At 47.2% G+C, this 12,498-nt stretch carries 10 protein-coding genes; all 10 read left to right on the top strand.

Going from position 1 to position 12,498, the window contains the following annotated elements; translation table 11 throughout:
* Positions 1–2 precede the first annotated feature (2 nt).
* The 10 genes from BMZ22_RS11390 (at position 3) to BMZ22_RS11430 (ending at position 12,272) form a co-directional block, all read left to right on the top strand.
* Positions 3–2,108, top strand: coding sequence for a heterodisulfide reductase-related iron-sulfur binding cluster (locus BMZ22_RS11390; protein ID WP_090085621.1), 2,106 nt, complete (start codon positions 3–5; stop codon positions 2,106–2,108).
* A gap of 410 nt (positions 2,109–2,518) precedes the next feature.
* Entirely contained in the window at positions 2,519–3,706 is a 1,188-nt protein-coding gene (locus BMZ22_RS11395) for an acetyl-CoA C-acetyltransferase (RefSeq protein ID WP_090085623.1), read from the top strand.
* A gap of 73 nt (positions 3,707–3,779) precedes the next feature.
* Positions 3,780–4,631 carry a 3-hydroxybutyryl-CoA dehydrogenase gene (locus BMZ22_RS11400; protein ID WP_090085625.1) on the top strand — a complete coding sequence of 284 codons (852 nt, stop codon included), beginning with the start codon at positions 3,780–3,782 and terminating at the stop codon, positions 4,629–4,631.
* A 38-nt stretch (positions 4,632–4,669) separates the two neighbouring features.
* Entirely contained in the window at positions 4,670–5,809 is a 1,140-nt protein-coding gene (locus BMZ22_RS11405) for an acyl-CoA dehydrogenase (protein ID WP_090085627.1), read from the top strand.
* A gap of 50 nt (positions 5,810–5,859) precedes the next feature.
* Positions 5,860–6,999 (top strand): acyl-CoA dehydrogenase, encoded by a 1,140-nt coding sequence (locus BMZ22_RS11410; RefSeq protein ID WP_090085630.1) that lies wholly within the window; start codon positions 5,860–5,862, stop codon positions 6,997–6,999.
* A 4-nt stretch (positions 7,000–7,003) separates the two neighbouring features.
* Positions 7,004–7,186, top strand: coding sequence for a hypothetical protein (locus BMZ22_RS17125; RefSeq protein ID WP_218144051.1), 183 nt, complete (start codon positions 7,004–7,006; stop codon positions 7,184–7,186).
* Entirely contained in the window at positions 7,162–8,091 is a 930-nt protein-coding gene (gene meaB / locus BMZ22_RS11415; RefSeq protein ID WP_090085632.1) for a methylmalonyl Co-A mutase-associated GTPase MeaB, read from the top strand. Before BMZ22_RS17125 ends, meaB begins: the two co-directional genes overlap by 25 nt.
* The gene (locus BMZ22_RS11420) at positions 8,092–8,730 is read left to right on the top strand and encodes a TetR/AcrR family transcriptional regulator (RefSeq protein ID WP_090085634.1); all 639 of its coding nucleotides are present in this window, start codon (positions 8,092–8,094) and stop codon (positions 8,728–8,730) included.
* Between the two features lie 28 nt (positions 8,731–8,758).
* Positions 8,759–11,995 carry a fused isobutyryl-CoA mutase/GTPase IcmF gene (icmF, locus tag BMZ22_RS11425; protein WP_090085636.1) on the top strand — a complete coding sequence of 1,079 codons (3,237 nt, stop codon included), beginning with the start codon at positions 8,759–8,761 and terminating at the stop codon, positions 11,993–11,995.
* A gap of 73 nt (positions 11,996–12,068) precedes the next feature.
* The gene (locus tag BMZ22_RS11430; protein WP_090085638.1) at positions 12,069–12,272 is read left to right on the top strand and encodes a hypothetical protein; all 204 of its coding nucleotides are present in this window, start codon (positions 12,069–12,071) and stop codon (positions 12,270–12,272) included.
* The last annotated feature ends 226 nt before the right edge of the window (positions 12,273–12,498 follow it).

The raw sequence follows: 12,498 nt of genomic DNA on the forward strand, positions 1-12,498 counted from the left end.
TGATGAACACATTGTTACTCATCAACTGGCTGGCGTTTATTGCGATTACCGGCTATGGGATCTACCTATTCGCTAAAGTTATTGCAACGCGGGTTTCCTATATTAAACTGGGGCAAAAATCCGAATTTGACCGGGCGTTTAAAGAGCGGTTCCGCCGGATAGGTAAAATCGTTTTTGGGCAGTCCAAACTGTTGAAAGATAAAAAGTCCGGCACCATTCATGTCATGATGTTTTACGGCTTTTTACTCGTGCAGTTTGGTGCGATTGATATGTTTGTGAAGGGGCTGGCTCCCGGCAGTCATTTACCGTTCGGGCTTTTTTACCCGGGGTTTACGTTTTTCCAGGAGCTTGTAACGCTCATGATTCTCGTAGCGGTTGTGTGGGCATTTTATCGCCGTTATATTGAAAAGCTTGTGCGCCTGAAACGCGGCTTTAAAGCGGGCCTTGTCCTGTTATTTATTGGGACGCTGATGCTTTCGGTTCTGCTTGGCAATGGGATGGCGATTGTCTGGCACGGGGAAGGATTAACATGGACCGAACCGGTTGCGAGTTTAATAGCTTCTCTTTTCAGTTGGCTGCCTGAAACAGGTGCAGCGGTGCTTTTCTACGTATTCTGGTGGATACATACCATCACAATTCTTGCATTCCTGGTATACGTGCCGCAATCCAAGCATGCCCATCTGATTGCCGCGCCGATTAACGTGTTTTTGAGCAAACGCGTACCGGGAAAATTGAAGCCGATCAATTTTGATATCGGCGAGGAAGAAGATGAGGATGAGATTTCATTTGGTGTCGGGAAAGTTGAAGACTTTGAGCAGCATCAAATGATAGATTTCTATGCATGTGTCGAGTGCGGACGCTGTACAGATGTGTGTCCTGCTTCAGGTACCGGCAAAATGCTCTCGCCAATGGATATTATGATTAAAACACGCGACCATTTAACCAAAAAAGGTGCTGCGGTTACAGGGAAATCAGCCTGGGTGCCTGAATATGCTTTTTCGAAAACAGAAGGCAATTTGGCTGCTGCCGGTGCGGGCGAAGCCGCTGCAGGAGTCGAAAGTGTCAGTCTGATTGGTGATGTCATTACACAGGAAGAGCTTGAAGGCTGCACAACGTGCCGTGCGTGTGAAGAAGCGTGCCCGGTTATGAATGAGCATGTCGGGACGATTATTGACATGCGCCGCTACCTTGTGATGACAGAAGGCAAAATGGATCAGGATGCCCAGCGTGCCGTTATGAATATTGAGCGTCAGGGCAATCCTTGGGGCCTTTCCAAAAAAGACCGTGTAAAATGGCGTGACCAGGATGAAGATGCTTATATCCCGACCGTTAAAGAATTGAAAAAGGAAGATAAAGATTTCGAATATCTTTTCTGGGTCAGTTCAATGGGGTCATTTGACAACCGCAGTCAGAAAATCGCGCTGGCGTTTGCCAAATTGATGAACCAGGCAGGCATCAGCTTTGCGATTCTTGGGAATAAAGAGCAGAACTCCGGTGACACAGCACGCCGCATCGGGAATGAGTTCTTGTTCCAGGAAATTGCCGAGAAAAATATTAAAGAATTTGAAAAACATGATGTGAAGAAGATTGTAACGATTGACCCGCATGCTTATAATATTTTCAAAAATGAATACCCTGATTTCGGTTTCGAAGCGGAAGTCTACCATCATACGCAACTGCTCTATGATCTTGTGATGAACGGTCAATTAAAACCGCAGCGGGAAATCAATCAGAAACTCACTTATCATGATTCCTGCTATTTGGGAAGATACAACGGTGTTTATGATCCGCCGCGGGAAATTCTGAAGTCAATACCGGGCCTTGAACTGGTCGAAATGGACCGCAGCCGGGAAAATGGCATGTGCTGTGGAGCCGGCGGCGGCCTGATGTGGACCGAAGATACAACAGGCAACCGTATCAACGTTGCGCGCACCGAACAGGCAATGGAAACGGAATCAACGATGATTTCCAGTGCATGCCCATTCTGCCTGACGATGTTGAGTGATGGCACGAAAGCGAAAGAAGTTGAAGAAGACATCAGTACAATGGACGTTGCCGAAATCCTGGCATTGTCAGTATTGACAGAAGATGAGCAGAAAACAGCTTAAGGAAACTGGAAGAGGTTGGGACAAGACTTTTACAGTGAATAAAAAGACGAACTATTATTAAGTGGAGGAGCAGAATACACCGCTCCGGAAATATGCTTCGCTTTCCGCGGGCGGCTGTTGAGCCAACTCGTGCCAAGGCACTTCGTTGTCTCACCTATGCCTCTGTTTCGACGAACAGGAGGTTCTAGTGTCGGCGTTGGTCACAGGACGTGACCGACCTTAGCCGACCCGCAGGAGTCTTCGCATATTTCCTCCGCTAACCTTCCTTATCCTCCGTCTTTCACAATTGAAATTAACAAGTAATGTCCCGGCCTCTCATTTTGCACCATGATTGAGCGAGCGTTCGGTCAAATTTTAGAAAGCGGTATCATATAAATCTATTAATTTACTTATGAAAGGATGTTAAACACATGCGTAAAACCGTTATTGTATCAGGTGCACGTACACCATTTGGCAAATTTGGAGGAGCACTCAAACCGTTTACCGCCTCACAGCTTGGCGGCAAAGCAATCAAAGAAGCGCTCGAGCGTGCAGGCGTGGAAGGAGATAAAGTTGACGAAGTGATAATGGGCAACGTATTGCAGGGCGGTCAAGGACAGATTCCTTCACGCCAGGCAGCCCGTGAAGCCGAGATCCCATGGGAAGTCAAAACCGAGACGATTAACAAAGTTTGTGCATCAGGCTTGCGCAGTGTCACACTGGCTGATCAACTCATCCGTCTTGGCGATGAAGACATTATCGTGGCAGGAGGCATGGAAAGCATGAGCAATGCGCCATACATTTTGCCGGATGCCCGTTGGGGAAACCGCATGGGCGACAAGAAAGTTGTTGACATGATGGTGCACGACGGGCTGACCTGTTCATTTGCAGGCGTGCATATGGGAAGCTATGGTAATTCGACAGCTGAAGAATATGGTTTGACGCGTGAAGCGCAGGATGAATGGTCCTCGCGCAGTCACCAGCGAGCGATTAAAGCGATCGAAGACGGTAAGTTTGCTGAAGAAATTGTGACATTGGAAGTGCCGCAGCGAAAAGGCGACCCGGTTGTAGTTGATACCGATGAAGCACCGCGCAAAGAGACAAACACAGATGTCCTGGCTAAATTGCGTCCGGCCTTTGATAAGGATGGGACGATTACAGCGGGAAATGCACCAGGCGTCAATGATGGTGCAGGTGCGTTCGTCGTCATGGCTGACGAAACCGCAGAAAAGCTTGGCAAAACACCGATGGCAGTAATCCATGGTCATGCCGAAGTCGGCGTGGAATCCAAGGATTTTCCAAAAACGCCGGGGCTTGTCATTAATAAGCTGCTTGATAAAACAGGTTACGCAAAAGACGATATCGCCTTATTTGAAATTAATGAAGCATTTGCTGCTGTTTCACTTGCCAGCGGAAAAATTGCAAACATTGATCCTGAAAAAATCAACGTCAATGGCGGGGCGGTCGCCCTGGGTCATCCAATCGGCGCAAGCGGCGCACGGATTATTTTGACGTTGATTCATGAACTGAAGCGCCAAGGCGGCGGTTTAGGCATTGCAGCGATCTGCAGTGGCGGCGGTCAGGGCGATGCGGTTCTTATAGAAGTGCCGAAGCAGTGACCTCGAGGTGATTTCGCTAAAGTTCAAAAAAATGCGCTAAAGTACACATTTAGATTCAAAGGAGGCAATACGCATGGCAATCGAAAAAGTAATGGTCGTCGGAGCAGGCCAGATGGGGTCTGGCATCGCTCAGGTTTGTGCGCAATCGGGCTACGACGTTTTATTAAACGACGTCAGTGAGGAAGCGCTTCAGAAAGGCATCCAAAACATTGAGAAGTTGTTAACGAGGTCAGTCGATAAAGAACGCATCAGTGAGCAGGAGAAGAACGATACATTATCACGGCTGAATACAACAACAGAAATTCAGGACGTTAAAAATTGCGATATGACGATTGAAGCAATCGTTGAGAATATGGACGTGAAGACAAACGTATTCCGTCAGCTTGATGCGCACGCACCGGGACACGCAATCCTGGCGAGTAATACTTCATCACTTCCGATAACTGAAATTGCAGCATCGACAAACCGGGCGGACAAGGTAATCGGCATGCACTTCATGAACCCGGTTCCGGTTATGAAACTTGTGGAAGTCATTCGGGGGCTACAAACCAGCGATGAAACGTATGAAGCCGTGGCCGACATGGCTAAAAAACTTTCCAAAACATCGGTTGAAGTGAATGACTATCCTGGTTTTGCCGCCAATCGTATTTTAATGCCGATGATTAACGAAGCCATATACGCTCTTCACGAGGGAGTGGCATCGGTTGAAGATATCGATACGGTCATGAAACTCGGCATGAATCACCCGATGGGGCCTTTGACGCTTGCTGATTTTATCGGTCTGGACACATGCCTTTATATTATGGAAGTACTGCACGAAGGTTTTGGCGACAGTAAATACCGACCATGCCCGCTTTTAAGAAAATATGTAAACGCCGGCTGGCACGGTAAAAAATCTGGAAGAGGGTTTTATCAGTACAGCTGATACAGCAACTACGATTTCCCGCGAGGAGGGCACGCTAAATGAACCTTCGTTTTACCGAAGAACAGGAAATGATGCGAAAAATGGTTCAGGACTTTGCTGAAAAAGAAGTACAGCCGGAAGTCGAACAGATGGAAGGAGAAGAACGGTTTCCCCGCAAGATTGTTCGAAAAATGGGTGAGTTAGGCCTGATGGGTGTACCTATCCCTGAAGACTACGGCGGCAGCGGTATGGATTACACATCATATATCATCGCCATTAATGAATTATCCAAAGTCAGCGCAACGCTTGGGGTCATATTATCCGTTCATACATCAGTCGGCACCAATCCAATCCTGTATTTTGGCAATGATAAACAAAAAAACAAATACGTTCCGAAACTGGCCTCAGGTGAATACCTTGGTGCATTTGCTTTAACAGAACCGGGCGCCGGGTCTGATGCTGCAAGTTTAAAAACAAAGGCCGTTAAAAGTGATACCGATTATATTTTGAACGGATCCAAAGTGTTTATCACGAATGGCGGGGAGGCGGATACATATATAACGTTTGCCCGGACGAGCGATGAGCCAGGCTCAAAAGGTGTAAGCGCTTTTATCGTTGAAAAGGATACACCAGGGTTAATCATCGGAAAACCAGAGAAAAAAATGGGGCTGCATGGTTCGAGCACAGTCCAGCTTACTTTCGACAACTGCAAGGTTCCAAAAGAGCAGCTGCTTGGCGATGAAGGTGAGGGGTTTAAAATTGCGATGGCAAATCTCAATGTCGGCCGTATTGGCATCGCCGCCCAGGCGTTGGGAATCGGCGAAGCAGCGCTGGACTATTCAGCAGCGTATGCCAAAGAACGCGAGCAATTCGGCAAACCGATTGCAGCCAATCAAGGCATTGCGTTTAAACTTGCTGACATGGCTACCGAAGTCGAAGCGGCCAAACTACTGGTCTATCAAGCTGCTGCACTGGTTGAACAAGACGCCCCATCGAGCAAGGAAGCATCGATGGCTAAAATGTATGCATCAAAAACAGCACGCAAAGCCGCCATTGAAGCCGTCCAAATTTTTGGAGGCTATGGTTACACGGAAGAATATCCGGTCGAGCGGCTTTTCCGCGATGCTAAAGTAACCGAAATCTATGAAGGCACAAACGAAATCCAGCATAAAGTTATTGCAAAAAGTTTACTTGACTGAGTTTTGTGGTTTAATTTGAAACGTTTAGTTTGAAGGGAGATAAATAGATAATGAACTTTCAATTGACTGAAGAACAGGAAATGCTGCGTAAAATGGTGCGTGATTTTGCCAAAAATGACGTCGAACCAACCGCTGCTGAACGCGATGAAGAAGAACGTTTTGACCGGGGAATTTTTGACCAAATGGCTGAACTTGGTTTGACTGGGATCCCGTGGCCTGAAGAATATGGCGGTATTGGTGCCGACTATGTCAGTTACGTGATTGCTGTTGAGGAATTATCACGTGTGTGTGCTTCGACAGGCGTTACGTTGTCAGCCCACCTTTCATTGGCAAGCTGGCCGATTTATAAATACGGAAACGAAGAACAGAAGAAAACATTCCTTTACAGGCTGGCCACCGGCGAAGCGCTGGGGGCTTATGCATTGTCTGAGCCAGGCTCCGGGAGCGACGCGGCCAGCATGAAAACAGTCGCTAAAAAAGATGGCGATGATTACATCTTGAATGGCAACAAAGTGTGGATATCGAACGGTGGCGTGGCTGATATTTATATCGTGTTTGCTCTGACCGACCCGGAAGCACGCCATAAAGGGATCAGCGCATTTATAGTCGAGAAAGAAACGGAAGGATTCTCAACTGGAAAGAAAGAAAAGAAACTCGGTATCCGTTCCTCCCCTACAACCGAGCTTATTTTTGAAAACTGCCGTGTACCCAAGGAAAACCTGCTCGGCGCAGAAGGCGATGGCTTTAAAATTGCCATGTCGACACTTGACGGCGGACGCAATGGCATTGCAGCACAAGCGCTCGGTATTGCCCAGGGCGCACTGGATGCAGCTGTTGATTACGCCAAGGAACGTGAACAATTTGGCAAACCGATTGCCGCCAACCAAGGCATTTCATTTAAGCTGGCTGACATGGCGACTGAAATTGAAGCGTCCCGTCTATTAACCTACCAGGCCGCATGGCTGGAAACAGAGGGCGAGCCTTACGGAAAAGCCTCGGCAATGTCCAAACTGTTTGCGGGTGATACCGCGATGCGTGTCACAACAGAAGCGGTACAGGTATTTGGCGGCTACGGTTATACAAAAGACTATCCGGTCGAGCGTTACATGCGTGATGCGAAAATCACCCAAATCTATGAAGGCACGAATGAAATTCAGCGTCTCGTGATTGGCCGGATGCTTACGAAATAGCGTTTTGGCTGAATTTATCACCGAATCGGCTCAAGTTCACGTGATTTTGGCTCAAGTTGCCGTGAAATCGGCTCAAGTTCACAAATTTTCCGCTTCAATTCGCCATACCGTTGACTTAAGCAGAAAAAAGAATGATCGAACCAATGAAAGGAAGTCCATCCAATGCACCATCTCGTTGAACGAATGAAGCAAAGTGACATACGCGCCCTGGCCAGGGCCATTACGATGTTGGAAAATGACCACCCGGAAAAGCTCGACATGTTAAGTGACGTATTCGCCAGCAAAAAGCATGCGCGCTACGTGGGGATTACCGGGTCTCCGGGTGCCGGCAAAAGCTCACTGGTCAACCGTTTGATCAGCCACATTCGCCATGAAGGCAAGACGGTCGCAATCATTGCAGTGGATCCGACCAGTCCGTTCAGTGGAGGTGCGCTCCTTGGTGATCGGGTCCGCATGAATGAACATTTCACCGATGACGGGGTTTACATCCGCAGCATGGCAACACGCGGAAGTCTTGGCGGTCTCGCCCGGGCGACGAAGGATGCTGTCAGAATATGTGACGCTTACGGGTTTGATGTCGTTATAGTGGAGACGGTCGGTGTTGGCCAGTCCGAGCTGGATATTATGAAAATCGTTGATACGACAGCGCTCGTGCTGACACCGAACAGCGGTGATGTGCTGCAGATTTTTAAAGCAGGCATTATGGAAATTGCCGATTTATTTGTGATCAATAAAGCTGATCTGGATGGTGTCGGAAAACTGAAGGGCTTATTGAAAGAGCTGGTCATGATGACATCAAGGGATGAACAAATCACGCCAATCATCAAAACGATTACAACCGAAAACAAAGGCATTGACAAATTGTGGGAAAAAATTAATGCGCATCATGAGTATTTATATGGAACAGAAGCGGGGCAAAGCCGTCGTAAGCGGCAGCAGACTCTGGAAGTGTATGAACTTATCCGCGAAGAAATATGGCGGGAAGTCAAAGCATTTGCTGAGAATAAAGCTGTTGATATTAACGCAGATGATGATCCATACAGACGGGCGCAGGAGATTTTAAACGACTGGAAACAGGAAGGGGGCGGCTGAATGTCGAATGACCAAATTATATCGTCGGTAAAAGATACGCATCTTGTGCAAAAGCGTCGGAATCAAATGATTAAAGGGGCCATTGCATTATTTAAGGAAAAGGGCTTTCACCGCACGACAACCCGTGAAATTGCCAAAGAATCAGGGTTCTCAATCGGCACGTTGTATGAGTATATCCGAACGAAAGAAGATGTTCTGTTTTTAGTGTGTGATGCGATTTATGACCAGGTCAGAAATCGGCTCGAAACAGCCACTGATTGGGATAATCCAGCAATTGCCAATCTGGAAGAAGTCGTCGAATCGTATTTCCGTTTGATGGATGATATGCAGGAAGAGATTATCATTATGTATCAGGAAGTGAAGTCACTCAAACCGGAATCGAGAGACTATGTTATTAAGAAAGAACGGGATATGGTGGCGATGCTGGAAAAAATGTTTTCAGCATGCCTGCCTGAAACGTTTGATGCACAAGACGCATCACTGCTGGCCAACAACATTTTCGTTCAGGGGCAGATGTGGGGGTTCAGACGGTGGATGCTGCAGAAACAATTTACATTAGATCAGTATATTGAACGCCAAATTCACTTTTTGAAGCAATCGCTGTCCACACATCTTATCCAACGTGAAGAAACAAGCTGATCAAAACCATTAATTTAGGAGGGGTTTCATGGAACAAGCAACGATTTATAAACCGGCTAATCCCGTTCGGTTTGTAACGGCTTCGAGTTTATATGACGGGCATGATGCATCGATCAATATCATGCGCCGAATTCTTCAGGCAAGCGGAGCGGAGGTCGTCCATCTGGGGCACAATCGATCTGTGGAAGAAGTTGTCTATGCGGCGATTCAGGAGGATGCTCAAGGAATCGCTATCTCGTCTTATCAAGGCGGCCACGTCGAATATTTTAAATATATGATTGATTTATTGAATGAGCTGGGTGCAAGCCATATTAAGGTATATGGCGGTGGCGGCGGTGTTATCATACCGCGTGAAATCAAGGAACTTGAAGACTATGGCGTCTCACGCATCTTTTCGCCGGACAATGGACGTGAATTGGGGCTTCAGGGCATGATCAACAGCATGGTGGAAGAATGCGATGTACTCCCGCCGGTTGATTTGAAAGATGCTCAGGCAAAACTTGCAGAAGGTGAGCGACAGTCGGTTGCACGTTTAATCACATATATCGAAAACAGCGAGGACAACGCGGAGAAAGAAGATTTATTGAAAAAGCTGCGCTCCCAATCGAATCAAGCGCCAGCACTCGGTATTACCGGAACGGGGGGCGCCGGGAAAAGTTCATTGACCGATGAATTAATCCGCCGTTTTATAAATGAAGTTCCTGATAAAAAGATTGCTATTATTTCAATCGATCCGACGAAAAAGAAAACCGGCGGAGCTTTGCTCGGAGACCGGATTCGGATGAATGCCATTTTTACCGACCGTGTCTACATGCGGTCACTTGCAACACGCGGATCGCGTACGGAACTCTCCCAGTCATTGCAGGACGTTCTCGATGTGCTCCGCGCTGCACAATATGACTTTATTATTGTGGAAACAAGCGGGATTGGACAGGGTGATGCAGCGATTACGGATGTCACCGATTTATCAATGTATGTCATGACGTCTGAATTTGGTGCCCCATCACAGCTTGAAAAAATTGATATGATCGATTTTGCCGATTTTGTGGTTATTAATAAATATGAACAAAAAGGGTCAGAAGATGCACTGAACCAAGTGCGGAAACAATATCAGCGGAGTCATTTGCTTTTCGGTGAGGACAAGGAAAACTTCCCGGTATTCGGTACCATCGCCAGCCAATTTAATGATACCGGTACAAACGCGTTGTTTGCTTCCATGATTGATACGCTGAATGAACGGTTCGACTGGGAGGAAACGGTTAACTTTGACCGCCATAAAATCGCTGAGAAGCAAAATATGATCATCACGAATGAACGGCGTCACTATTTGCGTGAAATTGCACAGCATGTACGTGGCTACCATGACAATGCCAAAAAGCAAAGCGATCTGGCGCGAAAACTTTATCAGCTTGAAGGCGCCCGGAATGTGCTTAGTGATGAAGCGGATACGACTGTAATCGATGAAGCCATTGTGACTTACGAAGACAAAATGGATCCTGCTGCGAAAAAACTGCTCGATTCCTGGGATACCCTTCAGGAACAATACAGCGGCGATAAAATCACCTACAAAGTTCGGAACCGGGAAATTGAAATGGACTTGAACATTGAATCGATTTCCGGGCTGAATATACCGAAAGTCATCATGCCGAAATATATGGACTGGGGCGAACGGCTGTATTGGCTGATGAAGGAGAATCTGCCGGGTTCCTTTCCATATACGGCAGGCGTTTTCCCGTTTAAGCGCCAAGGAGAGGACCCAACGCGCCAGTTTGCCGGGGAAGGGACACCGGAACGGACAAACCGCCGTTTCCATTACCTGTCCAAAGACAGTGAAGCCAAACGGTTGTCAACGGCTTTCGACTCGGTCACCCTATACGGGGAAGATCCGGCGCCAAGACCGGATATTTACGGGAAAGTCGGCGAAAGCGGTGTGAGCATCTGTACACTTGATGACATGAAAAAACTGTATGACGGGTTTGACCTGGTTGATCCGAAAACGTCTGTTTCGATGACGATTAACGGACCGGCACCAATCATTCTGGCGATGTTTTTCAATACCGCGATCGACCAGCAGCTTGAGAAATTCCGGGAAGAAAATGGACGCGAGCCGAGCGGGGAAGAATATGAGCGCCTGCGGGACGACACAATTTCAGTTGCACGCGGTACAGTCCAGGCAGACATTCTTAAAGAAGATCAGGGGCAGAACACGTGCATTTTTTCAACAGAGTTTGCTTTAAGAATGATGGGTGACATCCAGCAGTACTTTATTGACAAAAATGTGCGCAACTATTACTCAGTTTCAATTTCCGGCTACCATATTGCAGAAGCAGGCGCAAACCCGATTACACAGCTTGCCTTTACGTTGGCCAACGGGTTTACGTATGTTGAGTATTATTTAAGCCGCGGGATGGATGTTAATAAGTTTGCACAAAACCTTTCGTTTTTCTTCTCGAATGGGCTGGATCCGGAATATACGGTTATCGGCCGTGTTGCCCGCCGCATCTGGGCGATTGCCATGCGGGATAAATATGGAGCGGATGAACGCAGTCAAAAGTTGAAATATCATATTCAAACGTCAGGCCGTTCACTGCATGCCCAGGAAATCGACTTTAACGACATCCGGACAACGCTTCAGGCGCTGCTGGCCATTCAGGACAATACAAATTCATTGCACACCAATGCGTATGATGAAGCGATCACGACGCCGACTGAAGAATCGGTAAGACGTGCAATGGCCATCCAGATGATTATTAATAAAGAATTTGGCTTGACGAAAACGGAGAATTCATTGCAAGGGTCGTTTATCGTAGAGGAGCTGACAGACCTTGTTGAGGAAGCCGTTCTCCAGGAATTTGAAAAAATGAATGACCGCGGCGGTGTGCTTGGCGCCATGGAACGCCAGTATCAGCGTGGAAAAATTCAGGAAGAATCGCTGTACTATGAAGGCAAGAAACATTCCGGTGAACTTCCGATTGTCGGGGTTAACACGTATGTGAACCCAAATCTTTCCTCTGCTGAAGATATTGATTCAATGGAACTTGCCCGGGCATCGAAAGAAGAAAAAGAACATCAAATCAGTGAACTGCATAAATTTCAGGAGAAAAATAAAGATGAGACGGAAGCGGCGCTCAATCGCCTGAAAGACGTGGCAGCCTCAGGCGGAAACATTTTCGCTGAATTAATGGAAACCGTAAAATTTGCCAGTCTTGGTCAGATCACAAACGCGTTATATGAAGTCGGCGGGCAGTACAGACGAAATATGTAATCAAGGCAGGGAATCGGTGAGATGGCCGGTTCCCCGTTCTTTTGATGCAGACTGCTTCCCGGAGAGCAGAGATATGTTCCGGAAATCGGGAATATGTTCCGGAGCGTCACAATATGGGCGGGAAATCGGGAATATGTTCCGGAGCGTCACAATATGGGCGGGAAATCGGGAGTATGTTCCGGAGCGTCGCAATATGGGCGGGGAATCGGGGATATGTTCCGGAGCGTCGCAATATGTGCCGGAAAGCCGAAACATGTGCCGGAAATCGGAAGCATGAGCCGAAGCGGTGGTATAGCTCTAACTGAAAATAGAAAGAGAACTTTCATTCCGCGCAGTTTACATCAAATGTGAAGGCAGTAATTACGAAGAGGGTCCCGGAAGAAAGTTGTTTTAATAACAATTCATGAATATTTAGTGTTAAGGCTGGCATATTCCACCTGTTTTTGTTTATAATGAGTGGTACGATTTAATCTATATATCATTCAGGAGATAAAGCCTGATTA

Source organism: Lentibacillus persicus, from assembly GCF_900112705.1.
GTDB lineage: Bacteria > Bacillota > Bacilli > Bacillales > Amphibacillaceae > Lentibacillus > Lentibacillus persicus.